This is a genomic window from Paenibacillus sp. J22P165, assembly GCF_059692015.1.
Genome location: NZ_JCAUAP010000001.1, coordinates 876194 through 896062 on the forward strand (window position 1 = coordinate 876194; position 19869 = coordinate 896062).

Genomic DNA, 19869 nt, shown 5'->3' on the forward strand with positions numbered 1-19869 from the left:
CTAGTTTTGCTTAAGCAAAACTTTTAGGAGGATTGCAATGGCTTTATTTCTGATGATTCTCCGTAAAATGGCCAAAAACCGTTGGTTAGAGCTAAGCCTACTCATCGGGTTAATTATTTCCGTTGCGCTAGCTAGCTCAATGCCGATTTATACACATGCCATTTTGCAACGTATGCTGATCAAAGATTTGGAAGTTCAGCAGACAGATACACAGCGATTTCCTGGATTAGTGAACAATCATGCCTTCTTTACGGTGATCAAAGATGGTGCTGATCGTATGCGTGATGCAGAAGCGTATATGACGGAGCACATAAAGCAATTCGGATTGCCCATTCTTCAGTCTACGATTACGCGCAGCACCAAGACCTTTGAACTTACGCCTAGCGATCCTAGCAAAGTCGATCCGAAAGAGAAACGGTATGGCGAAATTGCCGCTATGACAGATTTGGAGAAGCACATACGCCTCGTTGATGGTGTGATGCCTGCTGCCAAGCTCGTGGATGGTGTCTATGAGGCATGGGTATTTCCTGAACTATTAACGAAGATGAAAATCGTACTTGGCAATGAAGTGACAGTGAAGAGCGAGGAACTGAATAGAAATATTCGCATTAAACCCGTAGCTGTGATTGATCGCGCAGATCTTGCTGATATCTACTGGACGACGAATATGATGCCGGATTTGAGTTCAAGATTCTTCATACCTACTTCCTTATTCGAGCAAGAATTAACAAGGGGCAGCAAGTTTGTCGATCAATTAACGTACTGGAATTATGCCTTAGATTATCATCAATTAAAATTAGAAGGACTAGATACATACATCACGGCCTATGCACAAATGGAGGAATACGCTTGGAACTATTTGGAGACCTACAAGTCGTTTAATCAAACCATCGTCACCTTAACGACGTATGATGACAAAGAGAAAAAGCTCCGCATCTTACTCTGGTCCTTGAATGTGCCCGTTAGCATCTTGCTTGCTTTCTATTTATTCATGGTTGCTAATTTGATAACCGAAAGACAGAAAACAGAGATTGCCGTTCTGCGAAGTCGAGGCGCTAGTCGAACACAAATCCTACTGGGATATGTGATAGAAGGTATCTTACTAGGAGGCATTGCGCTGCTTGTAGGGCCTTTACTGGGACTTCAATTAACACAAATTTTAGGAGCTTCGAATGGGTTTCTATCGTTTGTCCAACGTGCTGCGATGGAAGTGAAGCTGAATAGAGAGGCGTATCAATACGGTATCATTGCCGTTGTTGCTTCTGTAGGGATGACGCTCATTCCTGCGGTCTTAGCTACGCGTGTAAGTATCGTTGGTCATAAGCAAACATTAGCGAGGAAGAATAAGCTTTCTTTTGTTCATAAAATATACCTTGATGTCGTGCTACTGGCTGTTTCCATGTATTTATTACAAAGCTTTAATCGAAGAATGGGTGATCTGGTCGCGTTAGGCTTGGATTCGATGGATATGAAGGTGGATCCGCTTCTATTCGTGGTACCTGCTATTTTTATCTTCGCATTGGGCCTTGTGGTGCTGCGGATTTACCCGTGGATCATTCAACTGATTTATATCATTGGGCGAAAATGGTGGCCGCCTTACTTGTATTCTACGTTGCTTCAGGTGGGCAGATCCACGACACAATATCAATTCATCATGCTTTTTATTATTATGACGCTAGCTACAGGGATTTTTAGTGCCAGCGCCGCCAGAACGATGAACAAGAATGTGGAAGAGAAAATTCATTATAAAAACGGTGCCGATATTGTTCTCCAAACAGCTTGGGATAATGATGCCCCTCCACCACAGTCGGGGCCGCCAGGGGCCGCTGGTGAAGGGAACGCATCCGGGAGTGCGGGTGGAGGCAAAAAACGCGTCCAATACGTAGAGCCCCCGTTTATGCCGTTCTCGCAACTGACAGGGGTAGAATCAGCGGCTCGCGTGTTTAAGAAACAGGACGCCTATATTGCACTAGGCAAAGATACGAAAAAAACAACGCTTATGGGGATTGATACGGATGATTTCGGACGAACAGCCTGGTTCAGGGACCAGCTGCTAGATCATCATTTCTATGACTATTTGAACGTGTTGGCGACCGATTCCAAAGCTGTGCTGATTTCGAGATCCATTGCCGATGAAATAGGGGCCAAAGTAGGCGATGTAGTTCGGATTGGATGGAATGATGTCGAGGGAGCTACCTCTGTCGTCAATGGCATTATTGATTATTGGCCTAGCTGGAATCCGAATCCGATTTTGACCGCATCAACAAGTACAGCAAGCAAGACAGATACTTCGAAGCCAAGCAAAGTGGATGCGCCGAAGCTGGTTATTGGTCATCTATCGTTCATCCAAAATAATCTAGCGGTAGAGCCCTATGACGTGTGGTTAAAACTGAAGCCAGATATGACAAGCCAAGCTTTGTATGAATTGCTGGAACAGAAACATATGTCGGTCACGCGTTTAGTCGATACGAATATGATGGTGATTCGTTCGAAGAATGACCCTTTCCAGTTGGCTGTGAATGGTGTGATGACGCTTGGCTTCTTGATCGCAATAAGTATCAGCTTCATTGGCTTTCTATTGTACTGGCTGCTCTCTTTGTACGGGCAGATTCTACAATTTGGTGTGCTCCGTGCCATGGGGATTTCCTTCAGGCAGTTAATTGGGATGCTAGTTGCGGAGCAGCTGCTAACCTCGGGCGCAGCGGTGATCATTGGCATGATAACGGGAAATGCAGCAAGCCGTTTGTTCGTTCCCTTATTCCAATTAACGTTCGATTCATCGAGCCAAGTACCGCCGTTTCAAGTCCGTTTCGATCCGCAAGATCAGCTGCATTTATATGTCATTGTGATCATCATGATTGGCATTGGATTATTACTTCTCGGCACGATGCTCTCCAGAATTAAAATTCATCAAGCCGTTAAGCTTGGGGAGGATTAAGCATGATTCATTGTGAAAATTTAGTTAAAATTTATAAAGCGGCTGATCTTGAAGTAGTTGCTCTGCAAGGGCTTGACCTTCATATTGAAGAGGGAGAATTAATGGCCATTATCGGCAATAGCGGTAGTGGCAAGTCGACCCTGCTTAATATGCTAGGTGGGCTCGATCGTCCTTCAGCTGGTAATCTCAGTGTGGATGGGAAAGATTTATTGAAATTTAAGGAAGCGGATTTGGTCAAATATAAACGGGAAACGGTGGGCTTCGTGTGGCAAAATAATGCGCGGAACTTGATTCCTTATTTGACGGCCATGGAAAATGTAGAATTGCCGATCCTTCTGCAGGGCCGGCGCAAACGTTATCGTGCGCTGGATTTATTGGAGGCTGTAGGCTTGAGCCATCGGAAAAATAATAAGCTGAATGAGCTATCTGGGGGGGAGCAGCAGCGCGTTGCCATTGCGATTGCGCTAGCTAATCAGCCAAGGCTTTTGCTTGCAGATGAACCGACTGGATCTGTTGATACGAAGATGGCGAATCAGATTCTGGACCTATTCCGTGAGTTGAACCGCAGCTTCGGCTTGACGGTCGTCATTGTAACGCATGATCCGCTACTGGCGAAGAAGGTAGATCGCGTAGTCGCGATTCGAGATGGCAAAACCTCCTCCGAAATCTTACGACGCAAATCCTATCAAGAGGAATTGCTGGAGCTCGAGCAAGGGATTATTTCGTCTGAAGAAGATTCTCATGTTGAGTATGCGGTCGTTGACAAGGCAGGCAGATTGCAGATTCCAGCGAACTATCTGGAGTCCATAGGCGCTGCAGGTACGAATAAAATGCGGGTGGAGATGGAGAATGGGCGGATTATTCTTCTTCCACAGGATAAAGCTTGACTTTAGGAAGAATGTGCCAGTAAAATTATAACATACTATTCCAGTAGGAATTATTTTAGTTCTTATTTCTTAATCGCTCGACAAATGAAACATAATCCTAGGAGGCATGCTCATGTCCAATTCTGAACGTAAACACTTACCGGAAACACTAGCGATTCATGCAGGTCAAAAAGTTGATCCTGCGACTAATTCACGAGCGGTTCCCATCTATCAAACGACGTCTTATGTTTTTAACGACACGGAGCATGCTGCTAACTTATTCGCACTCAAGGAATTCGGCAATATCTATACACGCATTATGAATCCGACAACAGACGTATTTGAACAACGTATTGCTGCACTCGAAGGTGCACCAGCCGCGCTTGCTGTGGCATCCGGTCAAGCAGCTATCACATTTTCGATTCTGAACATTGCTGAAGTTGGGGATGAAATCGTATCAGCTTCTGCTTTATATGGTGGTACATACAATTTATTTGCCAATACATTGCCTAAATTAGGGATTAAAGTGAAATTCGTAGATGCTAGTAATCCTGATAATTTCCGGGCTGCGATTACGGATAAAACGAAAGCGATCTATGCTGAATCCATTGGTAATCCCAAAGGGGACGTCTTGGATATTGAAGCCGTAGCGGCCATTGCACATGAGAATGGCATTCCGCTTATCGTAGATAATACGTTCCCAAGTCCGTATCTGCTTAGACCGATCGAGCATGGCGCTGATATCGTGGTGCACTCTGCGACCAAGTTTATCGGAGGTCATGGTACGACCATCGGTGGCGTTATTGTAGACGGAGGAAAGTTTGATTGGGCGGCAAGTGGCAAATTCCCAGGTTTGACGACACCAGATCCGAGTTATAATGGCGTAGTTTACACAGAAGCGGTTGGTGCAATTGCCTATATTATCAAGGCACGTGTGCAACTATTGCGAGATTTGGGAGCATCCTTGTCTCCGAACAGTTCATTCCTATTATTACAAGGCCTAGAAACGTTGCATCTTCGTCTTGAACGTCACAGTGCCAATGCGTTGAAAGTAGCTCAATATTTAGAAGCACATGAGTCTGTCGAGTGGGTTAGCTATGCGGGACTTGAGAGTCATCCGTCCTATTCCTTAGCTAAGAAGTATTTGCCGAAAGGACAGGGCGCAATTCTAAGCTTTGGCATCAAAGGCGGTATCGAAGCAGGCAAAAAGCTCATACACGCCGTGGAATTATTCTCTCATTTGGCCAACGTAGGCGATTCCAAGTCCTTAATTATTCATCCCGCAAGCACAACGCATTCGCAATTGAATGAACAAGAACAAGTATCAGCAGGTGTTTCACCAGGACTTATACGTTTATCCGTTGGAACAGAAGCAATTGAAGATATTATCTATGATTTAGAGCAAGCGATTGTTGCTAGTCAGAAGTAAACTTGAAACGATAACTCTTTCCGCATAAAATATGAGAAGGCTGCGATTTAGGAGCTCAACCTAAATGCAGCCTTTTTTTGTTGAGTTACAATTATTGCGAGAATGAAACTTTTTGATTCAAATCGCTGTCTATTATTTTGAAAAGCTTTTTCAACTTCTAGGAGGCATGACGACACGAAATGAAAGGAATATTGGAAACTAACATGAAAATTAAAATGAATGCAACCTTGACCATTCTCTTGGCATTAACGATTGTGGCAGGTTGTGGGAGTAAGAATGAAGGAGACTCTACGAATTCTCCTAGCCCAACACCTTCAGCTAGTGTAACAACTAGCCCTACGGTTTCACCGAGTGCAGGTTCTACACCGACGACATCAGCGACTACTTCACCAGCGGCTACGGCTACTGTGAAGCCATCTTCAAATCCTGCGACTTCACCTGCTGCCAGCACTACGCCAACTAAGAATGGCGCAGTTCAAGTGATTGCCAAACCGGAAAGTATTACCGTTCTGGTCAATAAACAGAACTCGCTGCCAGCGAGCTATGAGCCGACAGATCTTGTGTATCCGAATATTGCCTTTACATTTTCCGAGAAAATTGATAAGCGTAAAATGCGCCAAGTCGCAGCAACTGCGATAGAGAAGCTATTCGCTGGAGCGGCCAAAGATGGTGTTCCATTAGCAGGTGTTTCTGCGTATCGTTCGTATGCAACACAGAAATCACTTTTTGATAGCTATGTGAAAAAAGACGGTGAAGAAAAGGCAAAAACCTACAGCGCCGTGCCGGGAACTAGTGAGCATGAAACAGGACTTGCTATCGATGTAGCGGGCAGTAATGGCAAATGCGCGGCGTCAGATTGCTTTGGCGGAACAAAGGAAGCCATTTGGTTAGAGAAGCATGCTACTGAGTACGGTTTTATTATCCGTTATCCACAAGGAAAAGCGGCCATTACGGGTTATCAATATGAGCCTTGGCATTTGAGATATGTAGGGACTGATATTGCTAAGGAAATTCAGTCGAAGAATGTGACGATGGAAGAATATTATCATACGGTGGCTGTCTCCAAATAACGTATTGCCAATAACCCCACTAGGATCCGAAAAATCCATGTGGGGTTGTTTTTGTTACCAACCGCGTTGGTAAGGAGTAGGAGGCACGAGTTCTACGCGTAAGGCATGCGCAGCTGATCTAGCCCAGTAAGGGTCGCGTAATAACACTCTGCCTAGAAATACAAGATCGGCGCGGTTATTTTGAAGAAGTTCTTCCGCTTGCTGCGGCTCTGTGATGAGCCCGACTGCCCCAACAGGAATCGCAGCTTGGGTGCCGATTTCTTCGGCGAATGGTACTTGATAACCTGGGAAAAAGTGTGGAACTATCGGTGCATTGCCGCCAGAGCTGACATCAATCAGATGAACGCCAAGCTCTTTGAGCTGCGTCGCGAAATAGACATGATCCTGCGGCGTAAGACCGCCTTCCACATACTCGTGGGCCGAAATCCGGACAAACAACGGACCGTCCCACCGGGTTTGAATGGCCTGAACCGTTTCACGTAAGAAGCGGAATCGTCCATTTTGATCACCACCGTATGCATCTTGACGATGATTTGAGTAGGGAGATAGGAATTCATTAATGAGATAGCCATGTGCCGCATGAATTTCGATGACATCAAATCCCGCTTGCTTGGCACGATCAGCCGCATCAGCGAATGCTTGAATCGTCTCTTGAATGTTTGTCAGTGTAGCTTCATCAGGTGTTTTGAACGTATCTGAGAACGGGATGGAGGAGGGGGCAATGATTGGTGTATCGAGGACGGCTTTTCTGCCTGCGTGTGCGAGCTGAATGCCCACATGAGCACCATGTCCATGGATGGAAGAGACAATGCGCTTTAAACCATCGATATGCGCGTCCTCCCAGATGCCCAAATCCCGCGTCGAAATTCGTCCTTGTGCAGTGACTGCTGTTGCTTCTAATAGGATAAGTCCAACTTGACCGACGGCTCGTGTAGCGTAATGAACATGGTGCCAGTCTTTGACCTCACCTGAATCATCAGAGGCATACATACACATCGGTGACATGACGATCCGATTCTTGAGCGTGACACCAGCTATCGTATAGGGTGTAAATAACATAGGAAATGAACTCCTTTCAGGGTATGAACAATAATCTTTTAATTGTATACTAAACCCATGGGAATTATCAATTTTAAGATAATGCTTGACGTTCCAGCGATTCTATCATAATCTTCGTGTAAGATCATCATTGCGATTACGTCGTAATTTTGCACCTTGATCTGTCACTAATTCGAAATTTAACCGCTTCATTGCCCATGATACAATGATCCCAAGTCACTTATTTGGAGGTTATTCAAGATGAAAGTAGCAATGTTGAGTTTCTGGCATGTACACGCAAAAGATTATGCCAAACAGGTAAATGAGCACCCAGATACAGAGATTGTTGCGATTTGGGACGAGATTGTGGAAAGAGGTCAGCAAGAAGCCGAAGTTCGTGGTGTGGCTTTTTACGCAAGTCTTGAAGAGTTACTAGCTAATCCAGAAATCGAAGCTGTTGTGGTAGATACACCTACCAACCTTCACCGAGATGTAATCATCGCTGCTGCAAGAGCAGGTAAACATATTTTTACAGAGAAAGTTATTGCTCCTACACTTCGTGAAGTGAACGAGATTCTCGCAGCTGTGGAAGAAGCAGGCGTAACGTTAACTGTCTCTTTACCACGTTTGAATTCACCATCTACACTAGCCATTCAAGAAATTGTTGCCAAAGAGTTGCTAGGCGAAATCACGCTTGTTCGTACACGTCTTTCTCATAATGGTGGGATTTCAACTTCAGCGAATCCAAACGGCTGGTTGCCGCAGCATTTCTATAATGCCGAGCAATGTGGTGGTGGAGCTCTAATCGATCTGGGTTGTCATCCTATGTATCTCAACCGTCTTTTCCTAGGATTACCTGTCTCTGTAAGCGCTTCTTATGGTTATGTGACAGGAAGAGAAGTTGAAGATAATGCCGTATCACTGTTGCAATATGAGAACGGTGCTTTAGGGATTGTTGAAGCGGGCTTTGTGAATGCTTTCTCGCCTTTCGTTATTGAAGTTCACGGTACCGCAGGCAGTGTCTTGTATTCGGATCAAGATGGCCGCGTTATGCTGCGTACGAACAAATTAGAAGATGCTACAGGACAATGGGTGGCTTACGAGTCACTGCCAGAGGCAAAGCCAAGTGCATTTGACCAATGGGTAGCTCATATTCAAAATGGTACCAAAGCGACTGAGAATATCGGGCTGGCTGTGGACTTAACGAAGCTGATGGAAGCTTCTAATTTATCCGTTGCAAACAAAGGCCAAGTTAGACTAGATTCTTTGCAAAATTAAAGCTCACATCCTGGATAGGAAGCGGTGTTTATCCTCATGAGTCAACCCTTTTACTTCGAACCCATGCTTGAAAATCCGATGGCTTTAGATCGCCTAGAGTTAAGTTTTCGTTGGGGAGCTTACGGCATTCGCGTTTTGCGTTGTCACCTGACTTCCTTTCCTCCAGGAGCCATCGTAAATTATCATCAGCATTCGGAGTATGAGATTCACTATATCCCCAGTGGCAAAGGGAGAGTCATTCTGGATGGGATTACACATTCACTCCATGAAGGACTGCTCTATGTCACAGCCCCTGGTGTGATTCATCGGCAAGAAGCAGATGAACATGAAGCAATGGGTGAGCTGTGTCTCCATGTGGATATAGTGAAGCTAACGGACAATGAGGAAGCAGCTTCCAAGGCAAGCTCAGCCCCCGGTTGGGGAGAAGAGTGGGAGATCGCAGAAGCAGAAGCGTGTATCGGGCAGCTAAGCCATCTGCCTCTTATACCTGCAGTAGATCGTCACGAAGCGATGAAATGTTTCCTCGTCGCGTATGAAGCCTGGAGGAACAACCAACTAGGTCAGTACACGGTTATTAAACAGTCCATCCTCCAGATGCTTTTAAGAACGGTTAGCGCCTATAAGCCGGAGCAACAGGGAGTGAACTTGCCTGCCCGCGATATGAAAAGCTATCGTTATCACATGGCCGTTCAATTCATTGCAGATAATTTCCGTCGTCCCCTGACTTTGGAAGGGGTAGCAGAACGCGTGCAGATCAGCTCTAGGCAGCTCCAGCGGATTTTCAAGGAAAAAGCGGATGTTTCGTTTAGCGAGTATTTGGAACAAGTTCGCCTCAAATTTGTTTGCAACGAGTTGCAGCAAACGACCTTGACACTGGAGAAAATAGCTGAGCGCAGCGGCTTTACGTCTAGCAATTACTTGCACTATGTCTTCAAAAAAGCGCATGGCACAACGCCAAACGCCTACCGTGAAAATAAACTGCTCCAACAAGTCAGCACCATGTAAAACCGCGAGAAACTCAAAGAAGCTCAAACGTGAAATCTACTGCGTTTGAGCTTCTTTTTTGTGGAGGGAAGTCAACGAATTGCCAACTATTTTCCTTATAACCCATTAAATGGAAAATATCCAGCTATTTTAATCAATCAGTAGTCAAAATCTGAATTAACAGGAAAAACTCCAGTTATTTTCAGGCTATTTCCGCAAATGAAGCAGAGAGCCGAAAATTAACTGGAGTTTTTCCATCTAAGGTCGTATTTTAGCTGAAAATCAAGGATTTAACTGGAGGTTCTCCAGTTATTTGCATCGCGGCAAGTCCAAGACATCGACTTCCGAGCTTTATTCAAAAAGCTTACGCAGATTTTTCGTATAAGGCGCTTGAACGATTCCTTTTTCCGTGATAATCGCCGTCACATATTCATTCGGTGTCACGTCAAAAGCTGGGTTAAACACTTTCACGCCCACAGGCGCCGTGCGTTTGCCAAATCCTTGCGTGATCTCGTCCTCGTGGCGCTCCTCAATCGGGATATCGCCGCCAGTCGGCGTGTTCAAGTCGATCGTGGACAACGGACTTGCCACATAGAACGGGATGCCGTGCGCCTTCGCCAGTACAGCAACGCTGTACGTGCCGATTTTGTTGGCGACATCGCCGTTAGCCGCAACGCGATCTGTTCCGACGATGACCGCTTGAATCCAGCCCTTCGCCATGACCGCGCCGGCCATGTTATCACAGATCAGCGTAACGTCTACGCCGGCTTGCTGCAGTTCAAATGCTGTCAGCCGCGCGCCTTGCAGCACGGGGCGAGTTTCATCGGCGAACACTTTGATGTTCATCCCTTGTTCCTTCGCCAAGTAGAACGGCGCTAGCGCCGTGCCGTACTTGGCTGTAGCCAAACCGCCGGCGTTGCAATGCGTCAGCACGCCAAACCCATCCTCGAACAGCGTGAGCGCATGTTCCCCAATACGGCGGTTGGTGTCTTCGTCCTCCGCCTGAATGACTTGCGCTTCTGTCAGAAGCGCAGCCTTGAAGGCATCCGGGCTCACGCCTTCGGCTGCCAAAGCACTTGCTCTCGCGCGCATGCGATCGAGTGCCCAGAACAAGTTCACCGCCGTCGGACGCGACGTCGCCAGATAGTCCGCTTGCTTCTGGACTTCCGCCAGAAGCCCATCAATCGCAGCATCCACACCGCGGATGCCGAGATATACCCCATACGCGGCGGCGATCCCAATCGCAGGTGCGCCGCGCACTTTTAAGTGCCGAATCGCTTCCCACACCTCAATCGGTGTCTCCAGCGGCAAGTAAACAATCTCCTCTGGCAGCAGTCGTTGATCCAGCAAATCTAGCTGCTGACCATTCCAGCGCAAGGATTGCAAAGCACCTTGCACTTCTTCTGTTACGTTGTTCGTCGTAGTCATAGTACATAACCTCTTTCTGCTGCTCGTGTTGCAATTGCAATAAGCTCATCAATCGTTGCTACCTGACGGTTAGCGCGAATGCATGCTGTACCGATCGTTAGTGCCATGCGCTGCGCGCGTTCTCTTGCTGCAGCGTCCTCAATTTTATCGATATCTGCGACGTGGGCAAGACCGACTACGCGACGCACCATTTTGGCGCCTGTGAATCCGACCGTATCACGAAGCAAGTTGGAAATGAAATAATCTTGGTAACCAGGAGCAGCAAATACACGATCTACCCCTTGTTCGTTCCATAATGCACGGAAATTCTGCTCGAAATGCGTCCATACATCCTTGACGGTTTGCGTTAAATAAGCACGGTAAGCGGAACGGCTTGCTTCATCCTTACTCCAACCTTCTTGGGCAGCAAAGTTAAGAAGGAGGTTGGCTAGAACAGCACCAATATCAAAGCCCATTGGGCCATAGTAGGCGAATTCGGGGTCAATCACTTTGGTAGAATCCTGTTTGATGAAAATACTGCCTGTATGCAAGTCGCCATGCAATAGCGCTTGGGCTGAAGTCAGGAACTTATTGCGTAGAATCGCAACTTCGAAGTGAAGTTCGTTGTCTGCCCAAAGCAGTTCCGCTGCATCACGGATTGGCGCTTCAATGTTGTTCGTTTCCGCATCGCGATAGGGATCATCGAAGATCAGATCTTCTGTGATTTTGCAAAGTTCAGGGTTAATAAAGCGTCCCATCTGAATCTTTTTCTCTTGTTGATGTTTCCCTAAATCCGAAGTGAAGAACAACGTATTAGCTAGAAAACGGCCAATATGCTCAGCAAATAGCGGGTATTGGTTACCCTCGATCAACCCTCTGCGCATAATAACATGATCGCTTAAGTCTTCCATCACGGTGAGAGCAAGCTCAGCATCATAAGCATAAACATGAGGAACAAGATCAGGATTTAAGGCTTCTTCGATGATCAAAGCTTCACTCTCAATGCGGGCACGGTCTAGTGTCAGTGGCCAAGATTCACCAACAACTTTGGCATAAGGGAGTGCTTGCTTCAAAATAATACTTTTTCCTGTAGCCGCTTCTGTTATGCGAAATACGAGGTTTAAATTCCCATCCCCGATTTCTTGGCTAGTCAAATCAGCATCAGCTTGGAACAATTGCGGGATTTGGCGTGCGTATTCAATGGCTTGTGCTTCCGATAACGGATGGTAAGTGGACATGGACGAACCTCCTATAAGTGATTGGAATTAATTCCAACTAGTTTACTGAGTATTAATAAGTCTTTACCTAGTATAAGACAAAATGTTACCGCATGAAATACACTTTTCAGAAATGTCGTTTATTTTACATAAAATCCTCCAAATAAACGTAAATTAGCGTGTACAAGGACAATTTTCAGGCAACATGAGGAGGATTTAGATGACGAGCGCAACCTTAGCATCCACGCAATCGATTCAAGCTGTTCTCAATAAACAGATCGCCAATTGGAATTTACTGTTCGTAAAACTTCATAACTTTCATTGGTATGTAAAAGGAAATCAATTTTTCACACTCCATGTGAAATTCGAAGAGCTTTATAATGAGGCTGCCCTGCATGTCGATGAATTGGCTGAACGATTATTAGCAATTGGCGGGCAGCCTGCCGCGACGATGAAAGCTTATTTAGAGGTATCTTCCTTGAAAGAAGCCTCAGGCACGGAGACCGCCACGAAAATGGTTGAAGCGATTGTTGAAGACTTCACAATCCTTACCCAAGAGTTAAAGGCGGGCATGAAGATCTGTGAAGAAGCCAGCGATGATACGACATCGGATATGCTGCTAGCGATTCAAACGTCCTTAGAAAAGCATCGCTGGATGCTGCAATCATTTCTTGGGTGAGAAATTTACACAATCTTCATTACCCTCGAATATTCACTTAATGTAAGTCAGTTAATCTAGAGACTAATTAGGGTCAAAGGATGTGGAATGGATGAAATTCATATTTGCCGTGGCAGCCTGCATTCTTTTATTGCTTCTTGCCTATCAGGCAGATACGCCTGATCGCACCCAAGATCCCCATCCAATGAAACATAATCAAGAACAGTTTTCCCGAATACAGCCTACGTATGACAAGGATTCATCGAAATAAGGAGAAGGAATGGCCTGAATTTTGGGCTGTTCCTTTTTATTTTTCCTGTAAAATGTCAAATCCATTTGTTTTGCATACAAAGTTTATTTATAATAGATGGATTAATGAGGAGAACGAGGAGTGGGCGTTATGGGACAGGGGAAGGCGTTAAAGGAATGGGCGTCTGCGGTCAAAGCGTTAGAAGCTGGCTCGCAAATTTTTATTATGCGCAAGGGAGGTATTGTTGAAGAAACGAGAGATTTCCAGGTGGAGTCGAATGATTTCTTCCTCTATCCAACATATGAACATCAGCGAAAAGAACTGCTGAAAGAGCAATTTCGCGGAATTATCGATGACACATTGATTCATTGGAGCGCTACAGATACTCACGTAACAATTAACTCTTTTGCTCGAATGGTGGAGGATATTGAAATCAGCGATCAAGATAAGCTCAATCAGTTATTTCCTTTTCACATTTGGACGGAAAATTTTACGGAAGAGCGTTTAAAGTGGAAACGTAAAAACCCCCTGCATATAATGTTATTACGGGTCTATACGCTCCATCAGCCGCTTCAAATTGAGATCGAACAGGCCTATATTGGCTGCAAATCATGGATACAGCTTGGCGCTTCGGTACCAGATGATTCTGAGATGACCCCCGTGTTAAATGACGAACAATTTTCCGCACAAGTTGCTGAAATTAAACGTACTTTGGCGTAAAATTTACGTAGTATTTCACAAAACGCTCGCCTTTTTCATGGGATTGCCCTTTCTTGATTTGTTACAGTAAGTTATAATAGAATTATTCTAATGAGAATCAGTGATAATCACTACACAAGATTGTCATCTATCAAGTACACTCAAACATTATGGAGGCTTAAAGAAAATGGCAAATTCATCAACATTTACAATAGACGGTCTGAAGGCGACCATCGAAGGAAAGGAAATTTTGAAAGGTCTTAGCCTAGAAATCAAAGGCGGCGAAATTCACGCGATCATGGGGCCGAATGGTACAGGTAAAAGTACATTGGCATCCGCGTTAATGGGTCACCCGAAATATGAAGTAACAGAGGGTACTGTCACTTTGGATGGCGAAGATGTTCTTGAGATGGCTGTTGACGAAAGAGCACGCGCTGGTTTGTTCTTGGCAATGCAGTACCCAAGCGAAATCACTGGCGTAACAAATGCTGACTTCTTGCGCAGTGCAATGAACGTTCGCCGCGGTGAAGGTAACGAGATTTCCTTAATCAAATTCATTCGTCAAATGGAAGCAAAAATGAAGCAACTGGAAATGAACCCTGAGTTCATGCACCGTTACTTGAATGAAGGTTTCTCCGGCGGTGAGAAAAAGCGTAATGAAATTCTTCAAATGCTTTTGCTTGAGCCTAAATTCGTGATCCTTGATGAAATTGACTCCGGTCTAGATATCGATGCTTTGCGTATCGTAGCTGAAGGTGTTAATGCAATGCGCAGTGAAGAGCGTGGATTCTTGATCATTACGCATTACCAACGTTTGTTGAACTACGTGAAACCTGATTTTGTACATGTTATGATGCAAGGTCGTATCGTGAAATCCGGTGGTCCTGAGCTCGCAGAGCGTTTGGAAGCGGAAGGTTACGACTGGATCAAAGAAGAGCTCGGCATTGTTGATGAAACCGTTGGTCAAGATACGGAAGAATTCAAAGTTCCTATGAACACGCCAGGGCCGAAGTACTAATCAGGAGGAAAACCATGAGCACTCAAACAACCATTTCCATCGATACTAATGCTGTCATTGAGCTCTCGCGCAGCAAGCAAGAGCCAGAATGGATGACAGCCCTTCGTACAGAAGGGTTAGCATTAGCAAATTCGTTGGAATTACCAACGCTAGAAAAGACGAGAATTGACCGTTGGAGCATCTCCGCCTACGGTTCCTATAAAGCGCAAGCAACTTTGAGCTCACTTGAGGCATTGCCAGAAGTGACCAAAGGATTAACAAATTCCGATAACCTGATTGTTCAACGCAATTCCGGAATTGTGTTCAATCAAGTGTCTGAAGAATTGAAAAAGCAAGGCGTTATTTTCACGGATTTAGAAACAGCGGTTCGTGATCATGCTGACCTTGTAAAGCCTTATTTCATGAAAGCTGTTCAAGCGAATGAGAATCAGCTTACAGCGTTACATGCAGCTTTGTGGAATGGCGGTATCTTCATCTACGTTCCGAAGAACGTTGTTGTAGACATCCCACTTCAAGCTTTGTTTGTAGCAGATGATGCAGAAGCTACATTTGCTCCGCATGTTCTGATTGTAGCTGAACAATTCAGCTCTGTGACGTATGTAGATAACTTCGTATCCTCCGTTGGCGGTGCAGCTCTAGTACAGAACGGGATTGTTGAAGTGTTTGCAAAACCAGGTTCACGGGTAAGCTATTCCTCCATCCACAGCTTGGAAGCATCCGTAACAGATCTCACGTATCGTCGTGCGATCCTTGAAGATGATTCCCGCATTGGTTGGGTTGTTGGCGAATTGAATTATGGGAATTCGATGTCTGATACGACATCTATTCTCAAAGGAAAAGGGTCTGACTCCGATGCCAAAGTGATCTGTGTTGGTACTCATGAACAAAAACTAAATCTAACGACTCGCGCCGTACATTGGGGCAAAGCGTCGACAAGTGATATGATTACACGTGCAGTTATGCGTGATAGTTCTACAGCCATCATCAATGGAATCACGAAGATCGAAAAAGGCGCACAAGGCTGTAATGGTCAACAGACGGAGAAAGTCTTGATGCTAAGCCCGAAAGCTCGTGGAGACGCGAATCCGATTCTTCTTATTGACGAAGATGATGTTAAAGCAGGTCATGCTGCGAGCGTTGGGCAAGTGAATGCAGAACAAGTTCACTACCTTATGTCCCGTGGTATTACGAAGGAAGAAGCTCAACGCTTAATCATTTACGGATTCTTGGCGCCAGTCGTGTCCGAAATTCCTGTTAAGAGCGTTGAAGAACAGCTGCAAAGCTTAGTGGAGAGGAAGCTAGGACAATGATATCTGCCGAGATACGTGAACTTTTTCCCATTCTGAAGCAAGAAGTGAACGGTCATCCTCTGGTTTACTTGGATAGTGCTGCTACTTCCCAGAAGCCTATTCAGGTGATTGAGGCACTGAAGCATTACTACGAGTGGGATAATGCGAACGTTCATCGCGGGGTTCATACCCTTGGTTCCCGAGCAACGGATGCGTACGAAGGAGCTAGAGCCAAAGTGGCTAAGTTCATCGGCGCAGCCAGCGAACAAGAAATTATTTTTACTAGAGGCACGACAACTGCTATTAATATCGTGGCAGCTAGTTTTGCTGAGTCGGTACTTCGTGAGGGCGATGAAATCGTCCTTACACCGATGGAGCATCACAGTAACCTGATCCCTTGGCAGCAAGCAGCTAAGAAATCAGGGGCTACTTTAAAATATATTCCGTTGCAAGCTGATGGATCTATCTCCTTAGCAGATGTTGAGAATACCATTACAGATCGTACGAAGATCGTGTCGATTGTATATGTATCCAATGTGTTAGGCGTAATCAACCCGATCAAAGAAATTGCAGCTATTGCCCACAAGCATGGCGCCAAAATCATGGTCGATGGTGCACAAAGCACGCCGCATATGAAGGTAGATGTGCAAGATTTGGATTGTGACTTTTATGCCTTGTCCGGGCATAAGATGTGTGGTCCAACCGGAATCGGGGCATTGTATGGGAAGAAGTCTTTGCTAAATAACATGGAACCTGTTGAGTTTGGCGGCGAAATGATCGATCACGTTGATCTTTACGAGTCGACTTGGAAGGAACTTCCGTGGAAATTTGAAGGCGGAACGCCTATGATTGCAGGAGCAGTAGGTCTTGGCGCAGCGATCGACTTCTTAACTGAGGTCGGGATGGATAATATATATAAACATGATGTTCAACTGACGAATTATGCTTTGGATCGTATGATGCAGATTCCTGATTTAGCTGTTTACGGGCCGACAACGAATCGTGCAGGTCTTGTAACTTTCAATCTTGGAGATGTTCATCCGCATGACGTGGCAACCGTTTTAGATTCCATGGGCATTGCTGTCCGTGCTGGTCACCACTGCTGCCAACCGCTTATGAGATGGTTAGAACAAAGCAGCACAGCTCGTGCTAGCTTTTATCTATATAATACGGAAGATGATGTAGACCGTCTTGTGACGGCTTTACTGAAAACAAAGGAGTACTTCGGCGATGCAATTGGATGATTTATACCGTAGAGTAATTATGGATCACTATAAAACTCCTCGCAACCGTGGAAAATTTGAGTCCGGCGAGTCCGTCACGATTGATCTTAACAACCCAACCTGTGGGGATAAAATCTCACTACAGATGCAAGTTGAAGAGGGTATCGTGAAAATGGCGAAATTCACAGGTGAAGGCTGCTCGATTAGCTTATCCTCTGCATCCATGATGACGGATGCTGTCAAAGGCAAAACAATCGAAGAAGCACTGAAGATGGCGGATGATTTCTCTGGCTTGATGAAGGGTGAATCCGTAGATTTTGAATATGAAGACATTGAGGCTCTGTCGGGCGTTAATAAATTCCCAGCGAGGATTAAATGCGCAACTCTGGCGTGGAACGCACTACGCAAAGGGATTGAACATTCTCATAAGACCGATAACTAACGCATTTGCGATGGAATAGGTTAACTATATGTAAGTAAGAGAACGTTAAGGAGGAATCAACCATGGCTAAACAAATGCCAGATTTAGAGGATTACAAATATGGTTTTAGAGACGAGCACAAATCCATTTTCCAATCCGGTAAAGGTTTGACTCGTGAAATCGTTGAAGAAATCTCAAGAATTAAAGGCGAACCAGAATGGATGTTAGAGTTCCGTCTGAAATCACTTGAGCAATTCTTCAAAATGCCGATGCCGCGTTGGGGCGGAAACATGGATGACCTGGATTTTGATGATATCCAGTACTATGTTCGTCCATCCGAAAAGCAAGGTAAAACGTGGGAAGAAGTTCCTACAGAAATTAAAGAAACATTCGACAAGCTTGGTATCCCTGAAGCAGAGCAAAAGTTCCTTGCTGGTGTATCTGCTCAGTATGAGTCAGAGGTTGTTTACCACAGCATGCAAAAAGAGCTCGAAGATCAAGGTGTTATCTTTACAGATACAGACACAGCTCTTCGTGAATACCCAGAATTGTTCAGACAATATTTTGGAACAATCATTCCGCCAGCTGACAACAAATTTGCTGCATTAAACAGCGCAGTTTGGTCCGGTGGATCCTTCATCTATGTACCAAAAGGCGTTAAATGTGAAGTGCCTTTGCAGGCTTACTTCCGTATTAACTCCGAGAACATGGGGCAATTCGAGCGTACGTTGATCATCACCGATGAAGACAGCTTCGTGCACTACGTTGAGGGCTGTACAGCTCCAATCTACAGCACGAACTCCCTTCATAGTGCGGTTGTTGAGATCGTATGTCTAAAAAATTCCCGTGCTCGTTACACAACGATCCAAAACTGGGCACCTAACATCTACAACCTCGTTACGAAACGTGCGGTTGCAGAAGAAGGAGCTACGATGGAGTGGGTTGATGGTAACATCGGTTCCAAATTGACAATGAAGTACCCAGCAGTTGTACTTAAAGGCCGCGGCGCTAAAGGGATGGTTCTTTCCATCGCTGTTGCAGGCAAAGGTCAACATCAAGATGCGGGCGCGAAAATGACGCATTTGGCTCCAGATACAACGTCTACAATCGTATCCAAATCGATTTCCAAGCATGGCGGTAAAGTAACGTACCGTGGTTTGGCTTCCTTCGGACGTAACTCCCAAGGTTCCAAAGCTAACATCAAATGCGATACGTTGATCTTGGATAACGAATCAACATCAGATACTATTCCTTACAATGAAATCCTGAACGATAACATTACGCTTGAGCATGAAGCGACCGTATCCAAGGTATCTGAGGACCAATTGTTCTACCTCATGAGCCGTGGCCTTACCGAAGCTGAAGCGACGCAAATGATCGTTATGGGCTTCATCGAGCCATTCACCAAAGAACTTCCGATGGAATATGCCGTGGAAATGAATCGTCTCATCAAGTTTGAGATGGAAGGCTCTATCGGTTAATTGTCAATATAAATAAAAAAGCGTGCCAGAGAGAGAACTTTCTCAGGCACGCTTTTTTATTTACCCATTAATCCGCTTACGATTTTGTGTCGCGGCCGACTGGAGAGCCACATACAACGATTGGATATTGAATTTTTTCTTGAATTCAAAACGGTATACAGCAGTTGTAATGTTATTCGCTTTGTAATAGGGAGACGTTATGTAGTGGATGATTAACTCGCTATCATCGAATCCTGTGCCGCCAGATTCCATGGATACTTCATAAATAGCATCCAGATCGATGGTGGATACTTTGGTCTTCTTGCCTGTTACCCCTTGGTGATCAATTAAAACAATGCGCTCATCAGTGATTATGAATGAATCCCGAACTAGCTTAAAGCCTGTAGAGATTACTTCATTCGGCATCAAATAAGCGCCATACTGCTTGGTGAGCTCCTCAACCGAAACTTCTGATAAATTTCCAAGTAATCCACTGAAAATACCCATTAATCATCACTCCTCCTTGAACAAATATATGTATAGATTCTACAAATATACAGTGTAAACCTTTTTCAATGGGGTGGCTGCCTTCCAACATAAGCCAACTCAGATTGAACGAAGGAA

18 protein-coding genes are annotated in these 19869 nt (G+C 45.1%); 14 read left to right on the plus strand and 4 right to left on the minus strand.

Going from position 1 to position 19869, the window contains the following annotated elements:
• The first annotated feature begins 37 nt into the window (after window positions 1–37).
• The 4 genes from AC58QM_RS03765 to AC58QM_RS03780 all read left to right on the plus strand — a co-directional run bounded on the left by AC58QM_RS03765 (window position 38) and on the right by AC58QM_RS03780 (window position 6303).
• On the plus strand, window positions 38–2938 hold the full coding sequence (locus tag AC58QM_RS03765; RefSeq protein WP_497281450.1) for an ABC transporter permease: 2901 nt from the start codon (window positions 38–40) through the stop codon (window positions 2936–2938).
• A gap of 2 nt (window positions 2939–2940) precedes the next feature.
• A complete protein-coding gene (locus AC58QM_RS03770; RefSeq protein ID WP_310500478.1) occupies window positions 2941–3825 on the plus strand; it encodes an ABC transporter ATP-binding protein in 885 nt (294 codons plus the stop codon).
• Between the two features lie 112 nt (window positions 3826–3937).
• On the plus strand, window positions 3938–5233 hold the full coding sequence (locus AC58QM_RS03775; protein WP_497281452.1) for a homocysteine synthase: 1296 nt from the start codon (window positions 3938–3940) through the stop codon (window positions 5231–5233).
• Window positions 5234–5412: 179 nt separating this feature from the next.
• On the plus strand, window positions 5413–6303 hold the full coding sequence (locus AC58QM_RS03780; RefSeq protein WP_497281454.1) for a M15 family metallopeptidase: 891 nt from the start codon (window positions 5413–5415) through the stop codon (window positions 6301–6303).
• Between the two features lie 54 nt (window positions 6304–6357).
• Here AC58QM_RS03780 and namA read toward each other — a convergent pair whose 3' ends face one another.
• Window positions 6358–7362, minus strand: coding sequence for an NADPH dehydrogenase NamA (gene namA / locus AC58QM_RS03785; protein ID WP_497281456.1), 1005 nt, complete (start codon window positions 7360–7362; stop codon window positions 6358–6360).
• A 240-nt stretch (window positions 7363–7602) separates the two neighbouring features.
• Between namA and AC58QM_RS03790 the strand changes: the two genes are divergently transcribed.
• A complete protein-coding gene (locus AC58QM_RS03790; protein WP_497281458.1) occupies window positions 7603–8619 on the plus strand; it encodes a Gfo/Idh/MocA family protein in 1017 nt (338 codons plus the stop codon).
• Window positions 8620–8655: 36 nt separating this feature from the next.
• Window positions 8656–9624, plus strand: coding sequence for a cupin domain-containing protein (locus tag AC58QM_RS03795; RefSeq protein WP_497281460.1), 969 nt, complete (start codon window positions 8656–8658; stop codon window positions 9622–9624).
• 330 nt (window positions 9625–9954) lie between these two features.
• Here the strand turns inward: AC58QM_RS03795 and mtnA are convergent, their stop codons facing one another.
• Together mtnA and mtnK are read right to left on the minus strand one after the other, a co-directional pair.
• Window positions 9955–11031: an S-methyl-5-thioribose-1-phosphate isomerase gene (gene mtnA, locus AC58QM_RS03800; RefSeq protein ID WP_497281462.1), complete on the minus strand. Its 1077-nt coding sequence runs from the start codon at window positions 11029–11031 to the stop codon at window positions 9955–9957.
• Window positions 11028–12248 (minus strand): S-methyl-5-thioribose kinase, encoded by a 1221-nt coding sequence (mtnK, locus tag AC58QM_RS03805; RefSeq protein ID WP_497281464.1) that lies wholly within the window; start codon window positions 12246–12248, stop codon window positions 11028–11030. Before mtnK ends, mtnA begins: the two co-directional genes overlap by 4 nt.
• 199 nt (window positions 12249–12447) lie before the next feature.
• On the opposite strand from mtnK, the gene AC58QM_RS03810 reads away from it, so the two are divergent.
• The 8 genes from AC58QM_RS03810 (at window position 12448) to sufB (ending at window position 19266) form a co-directional block, all read left to right on the plus strand.
• Window positions 12448–12906, plus strand: coding sequence for a Dps family protein (locus tag AC58QM_RS03810; RefSeq protein ID WP_497281466.1), 459 nt, complete (start codon window positions 12448–12450; stop codon window positions 12904–12906).
• Between the two features lie 91 nt (window positions 12907–12997).
• A complete protein-coding gene (locus AC58QM_RS03815) occupies window positions 12998–13156 on the plus strand; it encodes a hypothetical protein (RefSeq protein WP_497281468.1) in 159 nt (52 codons plus the stop codon).
• Between the two features lie 129 nt (window positions 13157–13285).
• Window positions 13286–13855: a DUF1802 family protein gene (locus tag AC58QM_RS03820; protein ID WP_497281470.1), complete on the plus strand. Its 570-nt coding sequence runs from the start codon at window positions 13286–13288 to the stop codon at window positions 13853–13855.
• 166 nt (window positions 13856–14021) lie between these two features.
• Window positions 14022–14852 carry a Fe-S cluster assembly ATPase SufC gene (gene sufC / locus AC58QM_RS03825; protein ID WP_497281471.1) on the plus strand — a complete coding sequence of 277 codons (831 nt, stop codon included), beginning with the start codon at window positions 14022–14024 and terminating at the stop codon, window positions 14850–14852.
• A gap of 14 nt (window positions 14853–14866) precedes the next feature.
• Window positions 14867–16162: a Fe-S cluster assembly protein SufD gene (gene sufD / locus AC58QM_RS03830; RefSeq protein WP_497281473.1), complete on the plus strand. Its 1296-nt coding sequence runs from the start codon at window positions 14867–14869 to the stop codon at window positions 16160–16162.
• Window positions 16159–17385 carry a cysteine desulfurase gene (locus tag AC58QM_RS03835; RefSeq protein ID WP_497281475.1) on the plus strand — a complete coding sequence of 409 codons (1227 nt, stop codon included), beginning with the start codon at window positions 16159–16161 and terminating at the stop codon, window positions 17383–17385. Before sufD ends, AC58QM_RS03835 begins: the two co-directional genes overlap by 4 nt.
• Window positions 17372–17806: a Fe-S cluster assembly sulfur transfer protein SufU gene (sufU, locus tag AC58QM_RS03840; RefSeq protein WP_497281477.1), complete on the plus strand. Its 435-nt coding sequence runs from the start codon at window positions 17372–17374 to the stop codon at window positions 17804–17806. The genes AC58QM_RS03835 and sufU overlap by 14 nt, the downstream gene beginning before the upstream one ends.
• Before the next feature lie 62 nt (window positions 17807–17868).
• Entirely contained in the window at window positions 17869–19266 is a 1398-nt protein-coding gene (gene sufB, locus AC58QM_RS03845; protein WP_056624188.1) for a Fe-S cluster assembly protein SufB, read from the plus strand.
• A gap of 60 nt (window positions 19267–19326) precedes the next feature.
• On the opposite strand, the gene AC58QM_RS03850 is transcribed toward sufB, so the two are convergent.
• Complete coding sequence (locus AC58QM_RS03850) at window positions 19327–19752, minus strand: PH domain-containing protein (protein WP_497281479.1); 426 nt, start codon at window positions 19750–19752, stop codon at window positions 19327–19329.
• Window positions 19753–19869: the final 117 nt, after the last annotated feature.

Excerpts from the sequence above, each read along its gene's own strand:
- sufD (WP_497281473.1), top strand. The coding sequence starts at position 14,867 with ATGAGCACTCAAACAACCATTTCCATCGATACTAATGCTGTCATTGAG.
- mtnK (WP_497281464.1), bottom strand. The coding sequence starts at position 12,248 with ATGTCCACTTACCATCCGTTATCGGAAGCACAAGCCATTGAATACGCA.
- sufC (WP_497281471.1), top strand. The coding sequence starts at position 14,022 with ATGGCAAATTCATCAACATTTACAATAGACGGTCTGAAGGCGACCATC.
- sufU (WP_497281477.1), top strand. The coding sequence starts at position 17,372 with ATGCAATTGGATGATTTATACCGTAGAGTAATTATGGATCACTATAAA.
- AC58QM_RS03790 (WP_497281458.1), top strand. The coding sequence starts at position 7,603 with ATGAAAGTAGCAATGTTGAGTTTCTGGCATGTACACGCAAAAGATTAT.
- namA (WP_497281456.1), bottom strand. The coding sequence starts at position 7,362 with ATGTTATTTACACCCTATACGATAGCTGGTGTCACGCTCAAGAATCGG.
- AC58QM_RS03820 (WP_497281470.1), top strand. The coding sequence starts at position 13,286 with ATGGGACAGGGGAAGGCGTTAAAGGAATGGGCGTCTGCGGTCAAAGCG.
- AC58QM_RS03770 (WP_310500478.1), top strand. The coding sequence starts at position 2,941 with ATGATTCATTGTGAAAATTTAGTTAAAATTTATAAAGCGGCTGATCTT.
- AC58QM_RS03765 (WP_497281450.1), top strand. The coding sequence starts at position 38 with ATGGCTTTATTTCTGATGATTCTCCGTAAAATGGCCAAAAACCGTTGG.
- AC58QM_RS03795 (WP_497281460.1), top strand. The coding sequence starts at position 8,656 with ATGAGTCAACCCTTTTACTTCGAACCCATGCTTGAAAATCCGATGGCT.
- AC58QM_RS03850 (WP_497281479.1), bottom strand. The coding sequence starts at position 19,752 with ATGGGTATTTTCAGTGGATTACTTGGAAATTTATCAGAAGTTTCGGTT.
- sufB (WP_056624188.1), top strand. The coding sequence starts at position 17,869 with ATGGCTAAACAAATGCCAGATTTAGAGGATTACAAATATGGTTTTAGA.
- AC58QM_RS03775 (WP_497281452.1), top strand. The coding sequence starts at position 3,938 with ATGTCCAATTCTGAACGTAAACACTTACCGGAAACACTAGCGATTCAT.
- mtnA (WP_497281462.1), bottom strand. The coding sequence starts at position 11,031 with ATGACTACGACGAACAACGTAACAGAAGAAGTGCAAGGTGCTTTGCAA.
- AC58QM_RS03835 (WP_497281475.1), top strand. The coding sequence starts at position 16,159 with ATGATATCTGCCGAGATACGTGAACTTTTTCCCATTCTGAAGCAAGAA.
- AC58QM_RS03815 (WP_497281468.1), top strand. The coding sequence starts at position 12,998 with ATGAAATTCATATTTGCCGTGGCAGCCTGCATTCTTTTATTGCTTCTT.
- AC58QM_RS03810 (WP_497281466.1), top strand. The coding sequence starts at position 12,448 with ATGACGAGCGCAACCTTAGCATCCACGCAATCGATTCAAGCTGTTCTC.
- AC58QM_RS03780 (WP_497281454.1), top strand. The coding sequence starts at position 5,413 with ATGAAAGGAATATTGGAAACTAACATGAAAATTAAAATGAATGCAACC.